Raw genomic sequence first — 19,886 nt, 5'->3', positions numbered from 1 at the left:
GATGGCCCTGCGGCCCACCATTCCCGGCGGCTGGCGCGACGTGGCCTCGGCCCTCGATCGCAGCGTGGCGAGCGCACCCGACGCCGAGGCGCTGGTCGGTCGCTTCGCCCGGTACACCTACGCAGAGCTGGACGTGGCCATCGACGCCGGCGCAGCGGCCCTCGCCCAGCTGGGCGTCAAGGCAGGTGACCGGGTGGCCGCCTGCGCGGCCAACCATCCCGACATCGTCATCGCCTTCTTCGCCGTGCAGCGGCTCGGCGCCGTGTGGGTCGGGATCAACCGGCCTTTCGCCGCACCGGAGAAGGCCTTCCAGCTGAAGGACTCCGGCGCCTGCCTGCTGCTCGCCGACGCCGCGACCCGCGCCCAGGTCGAGCCGCTCAGGGCCGAGTTGCCGGATCTTCGCCGCATCGTCGACCTGGAGCCCGGCGAGACGCCGAACGAATGGCTTCGACTCCTCGCCGATCACGCCGGCGCCCGCCGCGCCAAGACTGAGATCGACCCGCATGCGCCCGCCGCCATCGCCTACACCAGCGGCACCACCGGCTTTCCGAAGGGCGCGGTGCATAGCCAGCACAACATGGTCCTGGTGGCGGCCACCACCCATGCGGGGCTGCGCGGCGCGCACCTGACCAGGGACCTTCGGCGCGGCGTGACCCTGCCGCTCACCATCCTCAACCTGATGATCCTGGAGGCGGTCGCCCCGCTCTCCGGCGGCGGCGCCAGCGTCTGCATGGATCGCGCCGACGCGGTGGGCATAGCCGAGTGGGTGAAGGCCGAGCGCATCGAGTGCTTCACCGCCGCTCCGGCCACCGTGTTCGACCTCCTGACGCGTCCTGAGATCGTGGCCGGCGATCTCGCCAGCCTGAAGTTTGCGGCGAGCGGCGGGGCCAATGTGCCGGACGAGCTGCGCGAGCTGCACCAGGCCCGCTTCGGCCGGCCTCTGCTGGGCGGCTATGGCCTGACCGAGGCGCCCACGGCGGTGGCGGGCACCACCATGGACCGACCCTTCGTGGCCGGCTCCTGCGGCCGCGGCTTCGCGCACCTGAAGATCGGCATCCTGGACCCCGACGACCAGGAGGTTGCGACAGGCGACACCGGCGAGATCTGCGTTCGCGCCGCCGACAGCGGCCCTTGGGCCGGGGTCTACACCCCGATGCTGGGCTACTGGGGGCGACCCGACGAGACGGCGGCGGCCCTGCGCAGCGGCTGGCTGCACACTGGCGATCTTGGCGCCTTCAACGCCGCTGGGGATCTCTTTATCCGTGACCGGCTGAAGGACCTGATCATCCGCGGCGGCGCCAACATCTATCCGGCCGAGGTGGAACGCGTGCTGGCGGCCGATCCGCGGGTGCGCGACGCCGCCGTGGTCGGCAAGCCCGACCGGCGCTTGGGCGAGGTCGTCGCGGTCTTCGTCGAGCTGGCGCCCGGCATCGCGGCTGACGATGCCCTGGAGGCGGAGCTGCGCGCGCTCTGCGCCGCCCAACTCGCCCGCTACAAGATTCCAGAGCTCTGGACCTTTGTCGGCCAGATGCCCCGCAACGCCATGAACAAGGTGGTGAAGGCGCGGCTGAAGGAACTCGTCTGATGAGCCGGGCGCCCGCCCACGGCGGCCAGGGCCGGTGGCTGCTCGCAATCCTCTTCCTCGCCTACATGTTCGCCTATCTCGACCGGCAGGTGGTGGGCCTCCTGACCCCGGCCCTGAAGGCCGACCTGCATCTCAGCGACGTGCAGGTGAGCCTGCTGCAGGGCCTGGCCTTCGCCGGCTTCTATGCCGTGGTCGGCCTGCCGCTCGGCGAACTGGTCGACAGGGCGAGCCGCCGCACGGTGCTCGCGCTTGGCATCGCCGGCTGGAGCCTGGCGACGATCGCATGTGGCCTGGCGCACGACTTCTGGCCGCTGTTCATCGCCAGGCTGGGCGTCGGCATCGGGGAGGCTTGCCTGGCGCCCGCCGCCGTGTCGCTGGCGGCCGACGCCTTCGCCCCCGATCGCCGCGGCCGCGCCATGGGCGTGATGCAGGCCGGCACCCCGATCGGCAGCGCGCTGTCGCTGCTGGTGGGCGGCGCGGTCCTCAGCCTGTTCGCGCCTCACGGGCTGCTCGCCGGCCGCGCGCCGGGCGGGCTTGCCCCCTGGCAGATGGTGTTCCTCACCATCGGCGCGCCCGGCCTCGTGGTCGCCCTGATGGCCGCCCGGCTGCGCGAGCCTGCGCGCCTGGAGCCGCCGCGCGAACGGGGCGCGGGCCTCCGCCAGGTGCTGGCCGCCGCCCCGCTCACCTTCCTGCTGTTCTACGCCACCTACAGCCTGGTCTTCGTGGTGGGCTATGGGACCTCCGCCTGGGGCCCGACCATCCTGATGCGCATCTATGGCGCGAGCCCCGGCAAGGCGGGCCTGATCTTCGCGGGCCTGCTCTTGGCCAGCTCTCCGCTCGCGGGTGTGGCGGGCGGCGTCCTGTCCGACGCGCTCGCCCGCCGGCGGCCCGGCGACGGGCGGATGCTGATCCCGGCCCTGCTGCTGCCGGCGGTGATCGCAGCTCTTGCGGGCTTCCTGGCCGCCCACAGCCTGTGGTCGACAGTCGCATGGCTGGGCCTGGCGCTCTTCTTCACCAACCTGATCGCCACAACCAGCTTCGCGGCTCTGCAGGAGCTGGCGCCCAACCGGCTACGCGGCAAGGCCGTGGCCCTTTACCTCCTGATCGGCAACCTGGTGGGCCTGGGCGGCGCGCCCACCCTGGTGGCCCTGGTCACCGACCGGGTGCTGCACGACGAGATGCGGCTGCAGACCTCCGTGGGTCTCGTGGCGCTGGGCGCGGCCGTAGCGGCGCTGGCGCTCGCCCTCCTGCTGCCCCGCCGCTACCGCGCCGCCCGGATCGCCCGGCCTGCGCTCGCCCCCGCCTGAAGGACCGCCCCATGAGCCTCGCCGCCCCTGCGCTGGACGACGTCTTCCGCCGAAACGCGCCGCTGATCGGCGGCGAGTGGCTGGCTGCGACCTCCGGCGGCGTCCAGCCGCACATCGACCCCTCCACCGGCGAGGCGCAGGCCGAGGTGCGGGTCGGCGGCGGCCGCGAGATCGAGCTCGCCGTCGAGTCCGCATTGCTCGCGCAGGCGGCCTGGGCGGCGCTCACGCCCGACCGGCGCCGCGACGCGCTCATCCGGCTCGCGGAGCTGGTCGAGGGCGACCGGCTCGGGTTCGGCCGCATCGGGGCGCTGGAGAGCGGCATGCCCATTGCCGGCTCCGGCGGCGTCGACCTGGCGCTGGCCTGGATCCGCCACTACGCCGGCTGGGCCGACAAGGTGGAGGGCTCCACCTTCGAGCCCTTCGCCGCCCGCGGTTGGGGCGTGGCCCGTCCCGAGCCTTACGGCGTCGTGGGCGCCATCATTCCGTGGAATGCGCCGTTGATCGCCATCTCCATGAAGGTCGTCCCGGCGCTCGCCGCCGGCAATGCCGTGGTCCTGAAGCCGCCGACGCTGACGCCCTTCGCGGCCCTGCGCTTCGGCGAGCTGGCGCTGGAAGCGGGCCTCCCGCCCGGCCTGCTCAACGTGATCCCCGGCGACGCCCCGGCCGGGGAGGCCCTTGTCCGCCACCCCGCGGTGGGAAAGGTCAGCTTTACCGGCGGCGGCGGTGTCGCGCGCCAGGTGGTGGCCGCCTCCGCGGAAACCCTGAAGCCGCTCGCCCTCGAGCTCGGCGGCAAGAGCGCCAACCTGATCTTCGCGGACGCGGATCTGGACGCGGCGATACCGATGGCGGTGGCCATGGGCTGCGTCCAGCTCTCCGGCCAGGGCTGCGTCCTGCCGACGCGGCTACTGGTGCAGGACGCCGTCTATGACGAGGTGGTTGAGCGCGCCACCGCCATCGCCGCCGGCTTCCGCATCGGTCCGGCGATCGAGCCCGAGACCCGCATGGGCCCGGTGATCAGCGCCACCGCCTGCGCCCGCATCCTCTCGGTCATCGAACGCGCCAAGGTCGAGGGCCAGGGCCGGTTGGTCCACGGCGGCCGACGCCTGGGCGGTCCGCTCGCCGGCGGCTATTTCATCGAACCCACCATCTTCGCCGACGTCTCGCCCGCGGCCAGCCTCGCCCGCGAGGAGGTGTTCGGCCCGGTGCTGTCGATCCTGCGGTTCTCTGAGACGGAAGAGGCGGTGCGGATCGCCAACGACAGCCCCTATGGCCTGGGCGCCTATCTGCACACCCGAGACCTCGACCGTGCGCTCGCCGTCGCCGGCCGGATGCAGGCGGGCTACGTCTCCGTCAATGGTTTCGCCGGCATGAGCCCCAATGCCCCGTTCGGCGGCTGGAAGCAGAGCGGCTATGGCCGCGAGGGCGGCCGCGCCGGCCTGGAGGAGTTCCTGCAGACCCGCTCGATCTGGGTGCGGCAGCAAACAGCCTAGGCGGCGCGCGCCGCCAGGATCAGGTCGGCGGCCTTCTCCGCGATCATCAGGGTTGGCGCATTGGTGTTGCCCGAGGTGATCCGCGGCATCACCGAGGCGTCCACCACCCGAAGGCCCGCAAGGCCGTGCGCCTTCAGCTGCGGGTCGACCACGGCCACGCCCTTGGCGCCCATCCGGCAGGTGCCGACCGGGTGGTAGCCCATGCCCATCCGCTCGGTGACGTAGTCGCGCCAGCCCGCGTCGTCCGCCGGGGGTTCTGCGGGCTGGTTGGCCCGCAGCACGTGGTCGGCAAGCGGCCGCTGCGCGAACACCTGCTCGCAGATGCGGGCGGCGCGGGTGAGGGTTTCCAGATCGCGCTCGTCCTGCAACATCCGATGCTCGATGAGCGGCCGCTCGCGGGGGTCGCGGCTCTTCAGCCGGATACGGCCCCGCGCATGCGGACGGCAGATCTGGCCGGCGATGGTCACGCCGGGCTGGTCGTGCAGCTTCGGCGGCCGCGCGCGCAGGTCCAGCGCCAGCGGCATGAAGCTGAAGCAGATGTCCGGCTGGACGGTATCCTGCGCTGCGCCGCTCATCCCGTAGGCCATGGCGTGCACCGCCGGCGAGGTCAGCGGACCACGACGGAACAGCGCGTAATTGGCCGCCGCGAGCGCCGAGGGAACCAGGCCCCGGGGGCTATTGTAGGTCGGGAGATCCACGAGCTTGCTGACCGCGATGGTCGCGTGCTCCTGCAGGTTCTGTCCCACAGGCAGGTCGGCCAGGGCCTTGACGCCCACCTCGGCGAGCTCCTGCGCCGGTCCCAGGCCCGAGCGCAGCAGCAGCGCCGGCGAACCGATGGCGCCGGCGCAGACCAGCACCTCGCGGGCGGCCAGGTAAGTCTCGAGGCGATCGCCGCGCCGCACCCGCACGCCCGTGGCCCGACGGCCGGCGAAGGTCACCACTTCCACTTCAGCCTCGGTGATGACCGCCAGGTTCGGCCGCTTGAGCGCAGGTTTCAGATAGGCATCGTAGGCGCTGCAGCGGCGCCCGTTCTCGGTAGTGCTCCAGATCAGGAAGCTGCCGAACTGATCGCCATTGCAGTAGTCCTCGCGGGGCGGCATGCCGGCCTCGCCACAGGCCGCCAGGAAGGCCCTCGCCAGGGGATGCACCGTCCTGAGCGGCGAGACCGCCAGCGGCCCGTGCGCCCCTCGGGCCTGCGAGGCCGGCCCCAGGAACCGCTCGGACTTGCGGAAATAGGGCGCCACGTCTTCAAAGCCCCACCCGGGGCAGCCGTCCGCCGCCCAGTCCTCGAAGTCGCCGCGCAGGCCGCGAACATAGACCATGCCGTTGATTGCGCTGGAGCCGCCCAGCATCCGGCCGGCCGACCACATCTGCTTGCGCCCGCCGCGCGTGTCGTCGGCTTCCACCTCGTAGAGCCAGTCGGCGGCGGGATTGCCCATCAGCTTGAAGACCCCCGCCGGCACATTGACCAGCAGCGAGCCACCCTTGGGCCCTGCTTCGATCAACAGCACCCGGCTCCTGCCGTCCTCGCTGAGCCGCGCCGCCAGCACGCAGCCGGCGCTTCCGCCGCCCACGATCAGGTAGTCGAACTGAGCCTCTGCGCCCGCTCCGCGCTTGGTCACCGGCGGTCTCCATCCTGGATCTATTTAGATAACCTATTTAGAGGATTAATTCCAAGTTGGCGAGCAAGGCGCCTGACCGCCCGGCGGAACTTTCGAACGGGCTCGTGGGCGTAGCACCGCCCGCATCAGCACCGCGCGGTTCGCCTTTTATCGCGGCTTGCCAACACCGATACGAACCGGCCTCGTCAGCAGCACAGTGGAGAGCGGTTGCGGTCTGATTGCCTCCACCGTCACCGCGCCGGTTCAGCCCCAGTTGGCCGCCAGGGCCTGGATGATCGCCGGGCCGATCAGGATGATGAACAGCGGCGGCAGGATGAAGCTGATCATCGGCACCGTCAGGGTGGCCGGCAGGCGCGCGGCCTTCTCCTCGGCCTTCATCAGCCGCGTGTCGCGGAACTCGGCGGCCAGCACCCGCAGCGCCTGGGCCAGCGGCGTGCCATATTTCTCGGTCTGGGCGAGGGTATTCACCAGCCCGCGCACCGAGGGCATGGCCACGCGGCGGGCGAGGTTGGCGAGCGCCTCGCGCCGGTCGGGCAGGAACGACAGCTCGATGGCGGTCAGGCCCAGTTCGTCGGCCAGCTCCGGACAGCTCTCGCCGATCTCGCGACCGACGCGGGTCATCGCGGCGTCCAGGCTGAGGCCTGCTTCGGCGCAGATCACGAACAGGTCCAGCGCGTCGGGCAGGCCCTTGAGGATGGCGTGCTGGCGACGCAGCACCACGTTGCGCAGCAGCAGGCTCGGCGCATAGCTGCCCAGCAGCATGGCCCCGGAGGTCACCAGGAGGCGCATGATCTGGCCGGAGATGTGCAGGACGCCGGGCGCCAGCGCATAGGCCGCGAAGCCCACCACCAGCGGGCTCGCGAGCCGCAGCGTCAGGAACACGGTGGTGGCGTCGGGCGCGCGCCAGCCGGCCTGGGTCAGCTGCTCGCCGACCTTGCGGGACTCCTCGCTGCGGTCGAGCTTCAGCGTCTGCAGCAACCGCCGGGCAAAGCCGATGGAGGGCGCCCGCCCAGGCCGGCGCGGCGCCAGCCGTTCGGCGCGCAGCTCCTTGCGGCGCTTGGCGTGGCGGCGCGCGCGGGCGGTGACGAGGTCCTTCGGCGACAAGGCCCGGATCACCGCCAGTATGGTCAGGAAATTGCCGAGCCCGGCCACCAGGGCAATCATCGCCCGGCCCTTGTCGTCGATCGGGAGCAGGTCGAGGCTCATATCTCGAAGCTCACCATCTTGCGCATGATGGCCCCGCCGACGACCAGGCTGGCGACGCCCGCGCCCACCATCAGCCGGCCGAGCGGCGCGGTGAACAGCAGGCGCATGTAGTCGGCGCTGACCAGGTACATCAGGACGGCCATGATGAACGGCAGGGCGCCGATGATCAGGGCGCTGGCCGTGGCCTCCGAGGCCATGGCGCGGATCTTCAGCCGCATCTGCTGCCGCCGCCTGAGGATCTGCTCGAGGTTGTCCAGGGTCTCGGCGAGGTTGCCGCCGGTCTCGCGCTGCACCGACAGGCTGATGACCAGGAAATTGAACTCCGGCAGGCCAAGGCGCCGGGCGGTGTGCCACATGGCCTCCTCCAGCGGCTGGCCCAGGCGCACCTGGTCGGCGATGCGGCGGAAGTCCTCTCCCACCGGCGAGACGATCTCGCGGCCCACCACGGCGATGGTCTCGCTGGCCGGCAGGCCGGCGCGCAGGCCGCGGACGATCAGCCCGATGGCGTCGGGGAACAGCTTCAGGAAGGCGTTGCGCCGCCGCTTCATCAGGAGCCCGATGACGGTGTGCGGCAGCCACAGGCCGGTGGCGGTCGCCTCCAGCAGGCCGAGCAGGGCCGGGACCCCCAGCATGGCGGTGACGGCCAGGCCCGCCAGACCCACCACGCAGCAGGCCAGGCCATAGTGGGTGAAGGTGATCGGGTGGCCGGTGGCCTCCAGCCGGATGCGCAGGGCCGCGGGCCGCGGCAGGAGCTTGCGCATCAGCCGTTCCAGCCGGCCGTCGGACTGCTGGCGGAAGGCGCGGCGGGCCGCGGCGCCGGGGCCGGCGGTGCGATCCTGCGACAGGCTCCGCGCGCGCTTGACCAGGCCGCTGCGGGCCGCCTGCGGGTCGAACAGGGCGGCCGCGAACAGCCCGCCGGCGCCGGCCATCATCGCCAGGATCAGCCAGCTCAGGCTCATCCCATGGCCTCCAGCAGCATGCGGTCCAGGCCGTAGTACTCCGCGCGGCTGGAGAAGGCGGGCCTCAGCCCCGAGGATTCGAAGCGGCCCTTCAGCCGGCCATCGGGGCCCTCGCCCTCGAACTTGAAGGCGAACAGCTCCTGGGTGGTGATGACTTCGCCTTCCATGCCGACCACCTCGGTGATCGAGGTGATCCGGCGCAGGCCGTCGCGCATGCGGCTGATCTGCACGATCAGCTGGACCGCCGCGGCGATCTGGGTGCGCACCGCCTTGGACGGCAGGTTCACCCCGGCCATGCCGATCATGTTCTCCAGCCGGGTCAGGGTCTCGCGCGGGCGGTTGGCGTGGATGGTGCCGAGCGAGCCGTCGTGGCCGGTGTTCATGGCCTGCAGCATGTCCATGGCCTCGGGTCCGCGCACCTCGCCCAGGATGATGCGGTCGGGGCGCATACGCAGGGCGTTCTTGACCAGGTCGCGCATGGCGATCTCGCCGCGGCCCTCGAGGTTGGCCGGACGGGTCTCCAGGCGCACCACGTGGGGCTGCTGCAGCTGCAGTTCGGCGGCGTCCTCGATGGTCACCACCCGCTCGTCGGCGGAGATCATCTGCGACAGGGCGTTGAGCAGGGTGGTCTTGCCCGAGCCGGTGCCGCCGGAGACCAGGATGTTGAGCCGCGAGCGGGCCGCGATCTTCAGCACGGTCGCCATCTCGGCCGAAACATTGCCCTGGCGGACCATGCGGTCGAGGTCGATGCCGCGCTTGGCGAACTTGCGGATGGAGATCGACGGGCCGTCCAGCGCCAGCGGCGGGATGATGATGTTGACGCGGCTGCCATCGGCCAGGCGCGCGTCGACCAGCGGGGTGGACTCGTCGATGCGGCGGCCCATCTGGCTGACGATGCGGCCGGCCACCGCCAGCACGTGGGCGTCGTCGCGGAAGGACGCGCCGGTCAGCACCAGCTTGCCGCGCTGCTCGATGTAGATCTGCCTGGCGCCGTTGACCATGATGTCGGTGATGGTGTCGTCGGCGAGCAGCGGCTCCAGCGGCCCCAGGCCCAGCATGTCGTCCAGCAACAGGCCGGCGAGCGCGCGCTGTTCGCGCTGGTTGAGCTGGATCTTCAGCTCGGCGAGGATCTCCTGCACCGGCCCGGCGAGATCGCGGGCCAGCTCCTCGCGGTCCATGCGGCTGGCGACCTCGGAATCGATCCGCTCCAGCACACGCGCCTGCACGGCGGCGGCGGCCTGGCGCAGCTTGTCGTCGGCGGTGTGCGCCAGCGCCGGGCGCGGCTCGACCAGCGTCAGCTGCGGCGGCTCGGCGGCGCTGGGCGCGATCTCGGCGAGATTGGAGGCGCCCAGCCGCAGCGCCGTGGCCGTCCGCTCGGGTCGCGGGTCCTTCTCCAGGCCTCGTCTGCCGAACACGACTACCTCCCGAGGATCTTCTTCAGCCAGGAGCCCTTCTCGACCGGCGGGGCGGGGACGCCGCCGGACAGCCGCCCGGCGAAGCCGCCCAGCGCCACGGCGGCGGGGCTCGCGCGCCCGGCGAACAGCGGCCGCGCCTTCTCGGCGGCGGCCAGGGCGGCCTTCTCGTCGAACGGCAGCACCAGGTCGAACCCGGCGCCCACGGCCTTTTCGAACTCCGCCTGCGGCAGTTCGCCGGCCACGCCGCCGACGCGGTTGGCGACCAGGGCGATCTCGCCCTGCGGGCGCAAGCTCCTGAGCAGGCCAAGCAGCCGCTGGGCGTCGCGCATGCCCGCCAGCGACAGGTCGGTGACCACCACCGCCAGGTCCGCCCGCGCCAGGGCCTCGCGGCTCAGCCGGTCCATGTGGCGCGGCACGTCCATCACCACCGCATCGCAGTCGGCGCAGATGACCCCCAACAGGGTCGACAAGGCCGCGGGTCCGACGTCCAGGTCGTCCTCCAGCGGCTCTTCGGCGGCGAGCACCCGCAGCCGGTCGGAGTGCGTCGCGGTGGCCGAGCCGATCAGCAAGGCGTCGATGCGGTCGGGGCTGGTCAGGATCTCGCGCAGGCCGCGGCCGGGCTCCAGATCGAGCTGCAGGGTCGCGGCGCCGAACTGCAGATCGAGGTCGGCCAGCACCGTGCGCAGCCCGCGCTCGTGCGAGAGCTCCCAGGCGATGGAGACCGCCAGGCTGGTCGCCCCGACGCCGCCGCGGGCGCCGACCAGCGCCAGGGTCGTGGCCGTCGAGGTCGCCGCGGGGTCGGGGGCGTCGGTCTGCTCGGCGCGGCGCAGCGCCTCGTGCAGCGCGACCGGATCGAGCGGCTTGACCAGATAGTCGCTGACACCCATCCGCATCAGGGTCCGGTAGAGGCCGATGTCATTGGTTTCGCCAATCGCGATCACCCGGGTGTGCGGTTCGCAGACCTCCGCCAGGGCTTCCATCTCGGCCTTGACGTCCGCGGCGCCGGACACGTCGGCCAGCAGCACCGCCGGCGCGGGCGCGTCCCGGAGCAGGTCGCGCAGGGCCGCGGCCCCGCCCTCGCGCACGGCCGAGGCCGGCCAGCCGAGCTCGGCGGCGGCCCGCCGCACGGCTTCGCGCGAACTGGCGTCGGTGACGCCCGCCAGGAAGGCCGGCGTCAGGGCCGTGCGGTCGCCGATCAGCGGCAGGTTCATCAATGGCCTCCGGTGTCGTGGATGACGAGCGCGGGCTGGGCCTGGGATTCCCCGCCGGACAGCGGCTTGTCCTGGCCCGTGCGGTGCCGTGCGGCGGCCGCGAAGGCGGCATCGCCGGAGGCCGGAGTCGGCCGCGCGCCGCCATCGAGGTCGCGCGGATCGGCGATCATCGCCCGCAGGTTGGCCTGGTTGGCGCAGCCCAGGTCGGGGATCACCGGCTCGTCGGCGCTGCCCAGCGGCCGCTGAACGCAAGGGCTCAGGCCCGCCGCCCCGACGGCGGGGGGCGGGCCGTGGTCGGTGGCGCAGGCGGCGAGGCCGGCGGCGGTCAGCAGGGCGGGGATCCAGGCGGGGCGCATCGGGCTCATCCCTTCGTCTCCGGCGCGGGCGCCACGGCCTGGACCGGCGCCGCGGCCGGCGGGCTTTGGGTGTCGGCCAGGTGGTCGAGGGGCGTCGCCAGCGGCCGGCTCACCGGCTTCACCAGATAGGGCGTGACGATGATCACCAGCTCGGATTCATGGCGCTGGAACTGCTTGGAGCGGAACAGCTGGCCGAGCACCGGAAGATCGCCGAGGCCCGGATACTTGCTGAGGTTCTGGGTGACGTTGTTCTGCATCAGGCCGGCGATGGCGAAGCTCTGGCCGCTGGCCAGGTCGACGGTGGTCTCGGCGCGCCGCGTGGTCAGCGCCGGGATGGTCACGTTGTTCAGGGTGATCGCGCCCGCGCTGGAAAGCTCGCTCACCTCGGGCTTGACGTTCAGGCTGATCCGCCCACCGTCGAGGATGGTCGCCACGAACGCCAGGCTGACGCCGAACTGCTTGAACTGCACCGTGACCTGGTTGAGGCCCTGAGGGACCGGGATCGGGAACTCGCCGCCGGCCAGGAAGCTGGCCGTCTCACCGGAGCGCGCCGTCAGGTTCGGCTGCGCCAGCACCGTGACCAGGTTCTTCTCTTCGAGCGCGCGGATGGCGGTGTTGATGTCGTAGCGGCCCGCCACATGGTAGCCGCCGATCACCTGGCCTGCGCCATTGGTCGGCACGATGACCTGCCGCGTCGGATCCTGCGGCGTGGGCGTGGTGAGGAAGGGCAGCTTGCCGGTGAAGATGCTGAGCGCCGCGCCGGCGCTGTTCTGCACGGCGGACTGCCAGTCGACGCCCAGCTCCTTCGTCGCGTCGCGCCCGACCTCGACGATCTTGACCTGCAGGTTGATCTGGTCCGGCGCGTCGAGCACCAGGCGGTTGACCACCCGGCCGGCCGTAGCCTCCTTGTCGGTCCCGCGGACGAATTCGCCGGCGATGCGCAGGAGGTCGTCGCCTTCCCGTTCGGAACGGACATTGCCGGTCAGGACGATGGCGCCGCCATCGGAGGTGACATGGATGTCGGCGTCGGGCGACTGGCTCCGCAGCAGGCCGCGCAGGCGCGTCTCGTCGAAGCCCACCGTGATCCCCAGGTTGGCGATCATCTGCTCCTTGGCGTCGACCGCGAACAGGCTGGTGGCGCCAGGCGCCTTGCCGATCACATAGACCAGCGTCGGCGACTTCACGTGCACGTCGGCGATCTTCGGGTCGGCCACGAACACCGTGGCGGCGGGGCGGCTCAGCCGCACCAGCCGGCCGCCGCCGGCCGCCAGCCGGACCTCGGAGTCAGCCGCGCCCACCAGCTCGGCCGTGGCGTGCGCCGGCCTGGCGGCCTGCGCCGCGAAGCCGCCGGCGACCAGCGCCAGGATCAGGGCCAGGCGCTTCACGACTGGCCTCCGCCGGCCACGGCGACGGTCGAGGACTGGCCGCCGCGGATGACCTCGACCTGCGGGGCCTTCGCCGCCGCGGCGGTCGCCTTGCGCGCCGCGGGTCGGACGGCGGCCATCTGGGTCGCGTCGCGGTCGGAGGTGCGGGTGACGACCCGATGCTCAGCCGGCTGCGACCCATCCGCCAGGCTGCGCAGGCTGAGCGACAGCTTGCCCAGCTCGCCCACCACCGCGACCACCTCCGCGCCCTTGGGCGTGACCTCCAGGGTGGCGGTCTGCGGCACGGCGATATCCTTCTTGGGATCCTTGGGATCCTTGTCCTTGGCGTCGTTGGCGCGCTGGTCGAGGCCGACCACGCGGACGTCGCTGAGCACTGTCTCGCTGACGAAGCGCTTGGCCTGGCCGCCTTCGTCCAGGTTTCGGCTGAGGATCAGGTCCACATGGTCGCCGGGCATGACGAAGCCGGCGACGGCGGTGGAGGCCGAGACGTTGATGGTCACCGCCCGGTAGCCCGGCCGCAGCACCGCGGCCATGAAGCTACGGTCGCCGGGCTGCACGACGCCGTCGCGGGTCAGCGGCTGTCCGGCGGCGATGGAGCTGCGGGCCACGGCGCCCTGCACCTGGGCGATCTGGCTGTTGGCCTGGGTGAAATAGGCCGCGTTGACCGCCTCGGTCGGCCAAGCCTGCCATTGCACCTGGTCGGGCCGCAGGATGGTCCCGGCCGGAACGGCGGAGCGGACGACCAGCACCCGGGTCTGCGGGGCCGTCACCGCCGGTCCCTGGGCGCGGGCCTGAGTGGCCGCGCGCATCTCCGCGCCCTGCAGCCACTGATGGGTCAGCACCACCGTGCCCCCGGACATCAACAGCGCCAGGCTCAGGAATTTCAGTCGACGGGCGCTAAGCAGGAGCACGGGCGGCTACAGCATCGGTTGCAGGTGGAGGAGCGCGACCCAGACGCCGCCGGCGGCGAGCGCCACGCCGAACGGCATGGGCTGGCGCAGGCCCCGGGTCGGATCTCCCTCCGGCGCGGCGGGCATTCGCCGGCGCAGGGGCGAGAGCATCACCGCGGCGATGCCGAGACCGGCAAGCCCGGTGACCAGGGCGAACTGGGAGATGAGAGCGGGTCCCGCCCAGAGGGCTGCGACCGAGGCCAGCTTGACGTCGCCGCCGCCCACCAGGCCGCGGGCGAACAGCAGCGTGCCGAGCGCGAGAACCGCGCCACCGGTCGCCAGGCCCAGGAGCCAGGCGTTCATCGGCATGCCGGCCATGGCGATGAGATAGCCGCCGGCCACGAAGACGCAGATGCGGTTGGGGATCAGGAAGCGGCGGAAGTCGCTCACCGCGGCCCAGGCGAAGGCGGCGACCGTGATCGACAGTCCCAGGCCCATGGCCGTCTGGTTCAAGGTCATCATCGGTTCTTGGCCCCCAATGCCGAACATCCGCGGAGGCTCGGGATCGGCCCCGAGCCCCGCACGGGCCTTACTGCAGCGCGTTGCTGATCGTGTTGAACTTCGCCGACAGCGCGTCCCGGATGTTGGGAAGCGTCGCAACCATCGCGAGCGCGATGAAGGCGGCGATCAGGCCGTATTCGATGGCGGTGGCGCCCTTGCGGTCGGCCGCCAGCGCAAGCATGAGCTTCGTCATGTCTGGATCCTTCGAAGACTTCGGACGACGGAAGATCCGGGGCTGACCCCGGATCTTCCCACCCGCGCCGCTATTGCAGCGCGTTGCTGACCGCCTGGAACTTGGCGGCCAGGTTCGTCTTGATCACCGGCAGGGCGGCGACCATCGCGAGCGCGATGAAGGCCGCGATCAGGCCGTACTCGATCGCCGTGGCGCCCTTGCGGTCGCGGACGAGGTCGACAAACAACTTGGTCATTGCAATTGCCCCCTTCTGGCATGGCCGGGGGGCGCTGCGGCGTAGGCGCCACATCCCCCTCCGGATACGGCAACGCTAAATAATACGTTAACCAATCGCAATAGTTGTGGTCTGCGACATAAAAGCAGAGGTTGTTGATATTCTAGATTTCGGGATGAGTTTTCCCGCAGCGACAAGATCAAGCTTGGCTGTACGGGATAATATAACAATGTTCGCACATCAAGATTGGCCACGTTACAGCCAAGCTTGCCGCGATGACCTCCGACGTTCGCCCGTCCACGGACGCCAAAGGGACTCTTACTCAACTAGCTTTGTCGAATACCCTCCTATGGCGCGCACGCCCGCGCCGGCGCAATTGACCTCGAGCGTGGGCGTGCCGTTGAACAGGACCTTGTCGGCCAGCACCTGGGTGCAGCCGCCCTGGGTCGTGGCGTTGTTGCCGTTGAACGTCAGTTGCTGGTTCCGGAAATAGAGCGCGCCTCTGATGCTGGAGCTCGAATTGCCGTTGACGGTGTCGGTCCCGCCGGCGGAGGTCGCGCGGCGGTCCTGGAAGAACACCAGGCCGGCGGTCGGGCCGGTGATCGGGGCGCTGGCCGTGAAGTTGGTCGTCCCGTTCATGAGCACGGTCGCGTAGTTGGAGCCGGTGCTGCTGGTCAGCACGAAGGTCACATGCAGGGCCGTTACGGTCGCATTGCCGTTCATGAGAAACTGGCCGCGGTCCATCACGTAGATGCCCGGGTCGAAGTTCACCGTGACGTTGCCGTTGAGGGTGACGCCACCGCAGAAGACGACCGGCGTACCGTCCGGATGCGCGTGGATGGCGTAGGTCCCCGGTCCTGGACTCCAGTTGGTGTAGTCGCAGCCGCTGAAGGCGGGCACGTTCACGTCGGCATAGGGGTCGGCGATCGCCGCCTGGCCTGTGTGGATGCCGTGCGTCGTGGTGATGTGGACGGCGCCGTTGGTCGAGTAATTGCCCACCAGGTTGATGGCGTCGGCGTTGAGGCTGACCGAGCCGTTCAGCTCCATGGCCGAGGTGCTCGTCGAGTTGGCGTAGAGCGAGCAGCCCGCCAGGTTGACGCTGGGATTGCCGTTCAGCAGCACACTGCCCAGGGCCGCGGTGTCGAAGGCGATGACGCACCCGTTGCCGTTGACCCCGGCGACCGCCACGGCCCGGCCGCGCACCGTGCCGCCGCCCACCCCCAGGAAGCCCGCGAAGAACCGCGCCTGCGGCCGGGTCACGATCACCTCCACCGCCTGGGCGTTACTGGTGAAGCTGCCGGCCGTGGGCGGGGTGTTCACCGCCACCGCCACGCTGCCGGTCCCATCGGTGAATCCGTACTGGGCGGCCACGGCGCGGGCCTGGTCGGTGATGTTGGTCGCCCCGGCCATCTCGCCGTTGGCGGCGGAGAAGGCGGCTGAGTCCGCCGCGTTCTGGGCGGAGCGGTGGGCGCTGTAGGCCGCGCCCAGGTCGATCGCCGCGGCGGTGAATCCGAGGCCCAGCGTCAGCAGCAGCCCGGTCACCAGGGCGGTGACGCCGGAGCGGTCCTTGGCAAGCGCGGCGATGGGGCGACGGGGGGCCATGGCGTCAGTTCCGGCACACCCGCGCGGTCAGCGTCGGCGCGGCTGAGAAGATCGGGAACAGGATGAAGCTGTAGGGCACGCTCGCCGCCACCTGGGTGCCGCAAGCCGGCGTCGTGACGGCGAAGTCGGCGGCCGGGATCGAGAAGCCGGTCATCTTCGCGGCGGCGAAGGCCTGGGTCTGGGCCGTCGTGCCGCAGACGCCGGGCTGGACCACGGCGCAGCGGGCGGCCTCCTGCACCGCGAACTGCAGGGCCGAGCGCTCCCAGGCCAGGCGCGCGAACTCCATGCCGCCCAGCAGCAGGAGCAGCAGCACCGGCAGGATGAAGGCGCTCTCGACCGCGGCGCTCGCCTGCTCGCAATCGCGTAGCCGCCAGAAGATGGGGACGCCGCCGGCCATCAGTTGAGCCTCACGATCGCCTTGGCCGAGACGGTGGCCGGCTGGCTCAGGCCCGGCCACGGCATGATCGGGGCGAACGGCGCCTGGGCCGCCACCGTGATGAAGTTCCCCGGCGTCCCGCCGCCCGCGCAGGTGGGGCCCCCGGGAGCGATGGTCATGCCGGAGACGCAGTCCGCAGCCTGCACGGGCGCCGGGCTGGCGGTCACGGCGATCGAGGTGGCCGAGGTCACCGCGTTGGAAATCCCCGCGGTGTCCCAGCCGTTCTTGCGCGCATAGTCGGCGCCGGCCTGGGCGGCGGCCTTCACCTGCATGGTCTGGACGATCAACCGCGAGCCGTCGATCAGCCCGGCCACCAGCAGGCAAAGCACCGGGGCGATCAGGGCGAATTCCACGGCCGCGACGCCCCGCCGGTCGGCGGCGAGATCGAACGCTGGACAGGTGGAAAAGCGGGTCATGGGATCTGAGGACGCGTGACGCTACGGTTAAGCTTATGAAGACGTTTACAATCTTCAGCATGGGCGCGGACCCGCGGCGTCCGACTCAATGTCGCAGGCGCCGCGCCTCCTCGAAGCTCCAAGCTCCACTGCGGCCACACGCCACAGGTGCAGCCGGCCACGCACAACCGCGCCGGGCATCGGGTCAGTGGGGGGTTGGGCCCTCGTCGCGCAACAGCGCATCGACCTGGGCGATCAGGCTCAGGAGCTCGTCCTCGCTGGCGTGGTCCTGCAATTCGACGATGCGGCGCACCAGGGCGACGATCACCCGCGAGCCGAACGAGCCGGCCGCCGCCAGCCGGATCAGTTCCGCGATCGCCTCAGGCTCAGCTGCCGGCCCCTCGGTCATGCCCAAACCTGTAATGGATTCGAGGCTTCAGTACACTTGCTAGTTGCGACGCCGTTCAGCCGGCTGCGAACCCGCCGTTCAGGGGCGCGCGTCGGGTTCCAAAGGATGGATGGCGAGCGGCTCAGCTCTCGCGGGCGAGGCCGCGGGCCAGCTCCAGCACGGCGCGCCGCACGCCGGGCGAACGGATTTGCGCCAGGGCTTCCAGCAGGGGGGCGGCTTCGGGCTGGGTGAGCAGGTCGGGACTGTCGGCGTCGCGCTTGGCTCCGATGTCGAGCTGCTCCACCTCGGCCACCAGGTCGGAGACGTGGCATCCCAGCGCCTCGCAGATGCGCACCATGGTCGAGAAGCTCACGCGGTTGGAGCCGCGCTCGTACTTCTGGATCTGCTGGAACGAAACCCCGATCGCCTCGCCGAGCGCCGATTGGCTCAGCCCCCGCGCATGTCGCCGCAGGCGTATGGCCAGGCCCAGCGCCTGGTCCAGCCGATCGGGCCCTCCGTCGTCCATTACGCCTCCCCGCGCCGTACAAAATGTTTGAGTCGCGCGAAGCTCTAACCGAAAAGCCTGCACGACGCATCACGTCGGTTTTCGATCAGTGTTATCTGACGCAACCGCGCGTTGCTTCTTCAAGGACGCCCCCGAAGACCCCCAGCCTCAAGCCTGGCCACGGCCTCCTCCAGGACCGGTCGCTGCCCGCGATGGATCTTCCACCGAGCGTCGGCGATGGAGAGGTAGGCCGCCCGGTCGACTTCGGGGAAGGATCGAAGCCGGCCCGAGCCGCGCGGCCATTCCATCTCGAAGAGGTTGCTGCGCAGATCGCTGAGGTCGAGGTCGGCCTCGACCAGCCAGGCGAGGATCAGCTTTCCGCCCGGGGCCTTGCACGGCGTCAGCGGCTGCGGATCGCCGAACAGCCCCTGGCCGATCGGCTGGCCCAGCTCCTCGGCGAACTCGCGCGCGGCCGCCGCCCAGCTCTCCTCACCGGGTTCGACCAGGCCTTTCGGAATCGACCAGGCCGCCACATCCTTGCGGGCCCAGAAGGGACCGCCGGGGTGCACCAGGAGGAATTCGAAATCGTCGCCGGCCCGGCGATAGGCGAGCACGCCCGCGCTGGTCTCCCTGGCCATCGATCAGGCCTGGCGCGTCACCAGCGGCGGACGCGGCCCACGTCCACGTGCACGAAGTCCGAGGCCGGATAGTAGCCGACGCCGCCGCGCTGCAGATCGAGCGCGGCATTGCGCAGGTGGGCGAGATCGACGCCGGGGATGCGGATGTCCATGGCCTCGCCGACCATGTGCAGGCTGTGGTTGGCGACCCCTTCGCTGTGCTCATGTAGCATGGCGTTGGTGTGCGGCGAGCGGTAGCCGGAGATCACATGGACCGTCTGGTTGGTGTCCAGCCGCCCCCGCAGGGTGGCGACCAGGTCCAGCAGGCCCGGTGCGATCGGATGCACGTCGCCGGTGCGGAAGTCCCGCAGCACACGGTTCACGGCCTCCAGGGCCTCGGCCACATACTCGCCGCCCTCGAAATAGGTCGCAGTCAGCTTTTCGCCGGTGTGAAGGTTGAGCAGGGACAGGGTCCTGGGCGCGGTCGCCGCCGCACGGGCCGCGCCGCCCAGCAACGTGGCGCCGGTCAGTCCGATAGCGCCCCGCAACACATCGCGACGATGCGAACTCATCGGCATACCCGCTGACGACCCAAGCTAGGCCGATCCTAACCGGCAGAGGTTAACCGGCCAAGGCGGCAAAGCCGCGCGCCCCGCGAGGCGTCAGATACGCAGGCCGAAGCGCGGTCCGATCCAGGTCATCAGCAGGTAGAGGCCGATGGTCAAAAGGCAGCCCAGGCCCAGCGCCGGCCAGAAGGCGACGCCGCGCCGCAGCAGCAGCGGGATCGCCAGGAACATCGGCAGCGACGGCAGCACGAACCAGAAGGTCGCCTGGGCGTGTGAGGCCATCCGCACGGGGTCGCTGGTGTCCCGCCACAGCCACATCATCCCCATCACCGAGACCAGCGGCAGGGAAGCGATCAGCGCGCCGAACCCGGGGCTTCGCTTGGCGACCTCGGAGACCACCGCGATGATCACCCCGGAGATCGCCGCCTTGAGGATCATGTAGAGCATCGCCTGCCCCTTATTTCTTGGACGACGGACCGGTCCCAGCGTTTGACCGCCCGCGCCGTCGCTGGCAAGCAAGCGTGGCTTGAAACCGCCGCCTCATCCCATCCGGACCTCATCGCCGGGCCTCGGCTTGGCCGTGCTGCTGCTCGTGGCGATGCTGCTGCGCGCCGCCATTCCGACCGGCTGGATGCCCGACACTGCCCGCGGCCCCGCGGCGCTGGTCATCTGCACCGCCTCCGGCGCCCAGCACCTGCCGAACGACGGCGGCCTCCCGGGGTCGGCCCACACCCATCACGAGGTCTGCGCCTTCGCGGGCCTCGCCGCCGCCCCGCCGCCGCCCCCGGCCGCCCTGCCGGCGCCCATGGCCTGGGCCGACGCGCCCCTGACCGACGCGCGCCAGCGTCACCGCGCAGTCCTCCGCCGCCGCCACCGCGAGCAGGCGGCCAGAGCCCCGCCGCTCCTGGCCTGAACCGGACCGTCGAGCGCCGGCCGCCTGCGATCCCCGTATCGCCGGCTGGCGCATCCAATCCCTCGGACCT

At 71.1% G+C, this 19,886-nt stretch carries 23 protein-coding genes; 4 read left to right on the top strand and 19 right to left on the bottom strand.

Annotated features, from left to right (window positions below):
• Position 1: 1 nt before the first annotated feature.
• The 3 genes from VGT80_RS01725 to VGT80_RS01715 are packed head-to-tail and all read left to right on the top strand — an operon-like array spanning position 2 to position 4,382.
• Complete coding sequence (locus VGT80_RS01725; protein ID WP_327452319.1) at positions 2 to 1,585, top strand: class I adenylate-forming enzyme family protein; 1,584 nt, start codon at positions 2 to 4, stop codon at positions 1,583 to 1,585.
• Complete coding sequence (locus VGT80_RS01720) at positions 1,585 to 2,892, top strand: MFS transporter (RefSeq protein WP_327452317.1); 1,308 nt, start codon at positions 1,585 to 1,587, stop codon at positions 2,890 to 2,892. The genes VGT80_RS01725 and VGT80_RS01720 overlap by 1 nt, the downstream gene beginning before the upstream one ends.
• A gap of 11 nt (positions 2,893 to 2,903) precedes the next feature.
• The gene (locus tag VGT80_RS01715; RefSeq protein WP_327452316.1) at positions 2,904 to 4,382 is read left to right on the top strand and encodes an aldehyde dehydrogenase family protein; all 1,479 of its coding nucleotides are present in this window, start codon (positions 2,904 to 2,906) and stop codon (positions 4,380 to 4,382) included.
• Here VGT80_RS01715 and VGT80_RS01710 read toward each other — a convergent pair.
• The 19 genes from VGT80_RS01710 to VGT80_RS01620 all read right to left on the bottom strand — a co-directional run bounded on the left by VGT80_RS01710 (position 4,379) and on the right by VGT80_RS01620 (position 19,350).
• On the bottom strand, positions 4,379 to 6,004 hold the full coding sequence (locus VGT80_RS01710) for a GMC family oxidoreductase (RefSeq protein ID WP_327452315.1): 1,626 nt from the start codon (positions 6,002 to 6,004) through the stop codon (positions 4,379 to 4,381). The genes VGT80_RS01715 and VGT80_RS01710 overlap by 4 nt on opposite strands.
• A gap of 243 nt (positions 6,005 to 6,247) precedes the next feature.
• Positions 6,248 to 7,210, bottom strand: coding sequence for a type II secretion system F family protein (locus tag VGT80_RS01705; protein WP_327452314.1), 963 nt, complete (start codon positions 7,208 to 7,210; stop codon positions 6,248 to 6,250).
• Complete coding sequence (locus VGT80_RS01700; RefSeq protein WP_327452313.1) at positions 7,207 to 8,169, bottom strand: type II secretion system F family protein; 963 nt, start codon at positions 8,167 to 8,169, stop codon at positions 7,207 to 7,209. The genes VGT80_RS01705 and VGT80_RS01700 overlap by 4 nt, the downstream gene beginning before the upstream one ends.
• Positions 8,166 to 9,584, bottom strand: coding sequence for a CpaF family protein (locus VGT80_RS01695; protein ID WP_327452312.1), 1,419 nt, complete (start codon positions 9,582 to 9,584; stop codon positions 8,166 to 8,168). Before VGT80_RS01695 ends, VGT80_RS01700 begins: the two co-directional genes overlap by 4 nt.
• 2 nt (positions 9,585 to 9,586) lie before the next feature.
• Positions 9,587 to 10,795, bottom strand: a complete 1,209-nt coding sequence (locus VGT80_RS01690) for an AAA family ATPase (protein ID WP_327452311.1) — start codon at positions 10,793 to 10,795, stop codon at positions 9,587 to 9,589.
• Positions 10,795 to 11,151 (bottom strand): CpaD family pilus assembly lipoprotein, encoded by a 357-nt coding sequence (locus VGT80_RS01685; RefSeq protein WP_327452310.1) that lies wholly within the window; start codon positions 11,149 to 11,151, stop codon positions 10,795 to 10,797. The genes VGT80_RS01690 and VGT80_RS01685 overlap by 1 nt, the downstream gene beginning before the upstream one ends.
• 5 nt (positions 11,152 to 11,156) lie before the next feature.
• Entirely contained in the window at positions 11,157 to 12,536 is a 1,380-nt protein-coding gene (locus VGT80_RS01680) for a type II and III secretion system protein family protein (RefSeq protein WP_327452309.1), read from the bottom strand.
• Complete coding sequence (gene cpaB, locus VGT80_RS01675; RefSeq protein ID WP_327452307.1) at positions 12,533 to 13,447, bottom strand: Flp pilus assembly protein CpaB; 915 nt, start codon at positions 13,445 to 13,447, stop codon at positions 12,533 to 12,535. Before cpaB ends, VGT80_RS01680 begins: the two co-directional genes overlap by 4 nt.
• Positions 13,448 to 13,453: 6 nt before the next feature.
• Positions 13,454 to 13,948, bottom strand: a complete 495-nt coding sequence (locus tag VGT80_RS01670) for an A24 family peptidase (protein ID WP_327452306.1) — start codon at positions 13,946 to 13,948, stop codon at positions 13,454 to 13,456.
• 67 nt (positions 13,949 to 14,015) lie between these two features.
• The gene (locus VGT80_RS01665) at positions 14,016 to 14,180 is read right to left on the bottom strand and encodes a Flp family type IVb pilin (protein ID WP_327452305.1); all 165 of its coding nucleotides are present in this window, start codon (positions 14,178 to 14,180) and stop codon (positions 14,016 to 14,018) included.
• 70 nt (positions 14,181 to 14,250) lie between these two features.
• The gene (locus VGT80_RS01660) at positions 14,251 to 14,415 is read right to left on the bottom strand and encodes a Flp family type IVb pilin (RefSeq protein ID WP_327452304.1); all 165 of its coding nucleotides are present in this window, start codon (positions 14,413 to 14,415) and stop codon (positions 14,251 to 14,253) included.
• A 297-nt stretch (positions 14,416 to 14,712) separates the two neighbouring features.
• Positions 14,713 to 15,996 carry a pilus assembly protein TadG-related protein gene (locus VGT80_RS01655; protein WP_327452302.1) on the bottom strand — a complete coding sequence of 428 codons (1,284 nt, stop codon included), beginning with the start codon at positions 15,994 to 15,996 and terminating at the stop codon, positions 14,713 to 14,715.
• Between the two features lie 4 nt (positions 15,997 to 16,000).
• Positions 16,001 to 16,393 (bottom strand): TadE family protein, encoded by a 393-nt coding sequence (locus tag VGT80_RS01650; protein ID WP_327452300.1) that lies wholly within the window; start codon positions 16,391 to 16,393, stop codon positions 16,001 to 16,003.
• Complete coding sequence (locus VGT80_RS01645; protein ID WP_327452298.1) at positions 16,393 to 16,848, bottom strand: TadE/TadG family type IV pilus assembly protein; 456 nt, start codon at positions 16,846 to 16,848, stop codon at positions 16,393 to 16,395. The genes VGT80_RS01650 and VGT80_RS01645 overlap by 1 nt, the downstream gene beginning before the upstream one ends.
• Before the next feature lie 184 nt (positions 16,849 to 17,032).
• Positions 17,033 to 17,236 carry a hypothetical protein gene (locus VGT80_RS01640; RefSeq protein WP_327452296.1) on the bottom strand — a complete coding sequence of 68 codons (204 nt, stop codon included), beginning with the start codon at positions 17,234 to 17,236 and terminating at the stop codon, positions 17,033 to 17,035.
• 121 nt (positions 17,237 to 17,357) lie between these two features.
• Entirely contained in the window at positions 17,358 to 17,741 is a 384-nt protein-coding gene (locus VGT80_RS01635; protein ID WP_327452294.1) for a helix-turn-helix transcriptional regulator, read from the bottom strand.
• Between the two features lie 119 nt (positions 17,742 to 17,860).
• On the bottom strand, positions 17,861 to 18,358 hold the full coding sequence (locus VGT80_RS01630) for an NUDIX domain-containing protein (protein WP_327452292.1): 498 nt from the start codon (positions 18,356 to 18,358) through the stop codon (positions 17,861 to 17,863).
• Positions 18,359 to 18,375: 17 nt separating this feature from the next.
• On the bottom strand, positions 18,376 to 18,909 hold the full coding sequence (locus VGT80_RS01625; protein WP_327452290.1) for a DUF882 domain-containing protein: 534 nt from the start codon (positions 18,907 to 18,909) through the stop codon (positions 18,376 to 18,378).
• A gap of 90 nt (positions 18,910 to 18,999) precedes the next feature.
• Entirely contained in the window at positions 19,000 to 19,350 is a 351-nt protein-coding gene (locus VGT80_RS01620) for a DUF3147 family protein (protein ID WP_327452288.1), read from the bottom strand.
• Between the two features lie 79 nt (positions 19,351 to 19,429).
• Between VGT80_RS01620 and VGT80_RS01615 the strand changes: the two genes are divergently transcribed.
• Complete coding sequence (locus VGT80_RS01615; RefSeq protein WP_327452286.1) at positions 19,430 to 19,816, top strand: DUF2946 family protein; 387 nt, start codon at positions 19,430 to 19,432, stop codon at positions 19,814 to 19,816.
• The last annotated feature ends 70 nt before the right edge of the window (positions 19,817 to 19,886 follow it).

Origin of the sequence: Phenylobacterium sp. (assembly GCF_035944335.1) — a bacterium.
Classification (GTDB): domain Bacteria; phylum Pseudomonadota; class Alphaproteobacteria; order Caulobacterales; family Caulobacteraceae; genus Phenylobacterium.
This window is presented reverse-complemented; position numbering and strand designations above follow the sequence as displayed.

Coding starts and splice junctions, on each gene's coding strand:
- VGT80_RS01705 (WP_327452314.1), bottom strand. CDS start 7,210: ATGAGCCTCGACCTGCTCCCGATCGACGACAAGGGCCGGGCGATGATT.
- VGT80_RS01635 (WP_327452294.1), bottom strand. CDS start 17,741: ATGGACGACGGAGGGCCCGATCGGCTGGACCAGGCGCTGGGCCTGGCC.
- VGT80_RS01640 (WP_327452296.1), bottom strand. CDS start 17,236: ATGACCGAGGGGCCGGCAGCTGAGCCTGAGGCGATCGCGGAACTGATC.
- VGT80_RS01670 (WP_327452306.1), bottom strand. CDS start 13,948: ATGATGACCTTGAACCAGACGGCCATGGGCCTGGGACTGTCGATCACG.
- VGT80_RS01725 (WP_327452319.1), top strand. CDS start 2: ATGGCCCTGCGGCCCACCATTCCCGGCGGCTGGCGCGACGTGGCCTCG.
- VGT80_RS01655 (WP_327452302.1), bottom strand. CDS start 15,996: ATGGCCCCCCGTCGCCCCATCGCCGCGCTTGCCAAGGACCGCTCCGGC.
- VGT80_RS01660 (WP_327452304.1), bottom strand. CDS start 14,415: ATGACCAAGTTGTTTGTCGACCTCGTCCGCGACCGCAAGGGCGCCACG.
- VGT80_RS01685 (WP_327452310.1), bottom strand. CDS start 11,151: ATGCGCCCCGCCTGGATCCCCGCCCTGCTGACCGCCGCCGGCCTCGCC.
- VGT80_RS01645 (WP_327452298.1), bottom strand. CDS start 16,848: ATGACCCGCTTTTCCACCTGTCCAGCGTTCGATCTCGCCGCCGACCGG.
- VGT80_RS01620 (WP_327452288.1), bottom strand. CDS start 19,350: ATGCTCTACATGATCCTCAAGGCGGCGATCTCCGGGGTGATCATCGCG.
- VGT80_RS01630 (WP_327452292.1), bottom strand. CDS start 18,358: ATGGCCAGGGAGACCAGCGCGGGCGTGCTCGCCTATCGCCGGGCCGGC.
- VGT80_RS01665 (WP_327452305.1), bottom strand. CDS start 14,180: ATGACGAAGCTCATGCTTGCGCTGGCGGCCGACCGCAAGGGCGCCACC.
- VGT80_RS01700 (WP_327452313.1), bottom strand. CDS start 8,169: ATGAGCCTGAGCTGGCTGATCCTGGCGATGATGGCCGGCGCCGGCGGG.
- VGT80_RS01650 (WP_327452300.1), bottom strand. CDS start 16,393: ATGGCCGGCGGCGTCCCCATCTTCTGGCGGCTACGCGATTGCGAGCAG.
- VGT80_RS01690 (WP_327452311.1), bottom strand. CDS start 10,795: ATGAACCTGCCGCTGATCGGCGACCGCACGGCCCTGACGCCGGCCTTC.
- VGT80_RS01625 (WP_327452290.1), bottom strand. CDS start 18,909: ATGAGTTCGCATCGTCGCGATGTGTTGCGGGGCGCTATCGGACTGACC.
- VGT80_RS01720 (WP_327452317.1), top strand. CDS start 1,585: ATGAGCCGGGCGCCCGCCCACGGCGGCCAGGGCCGGTGGCTGCTCGCA.
- VGT80_RS01715 (WP_327452316.1), top strand. CDS start 2,904: ATGAGCCTCGCCGCCCCTGCGCTGGACGACGTCTTCCGCCGAAACGCG.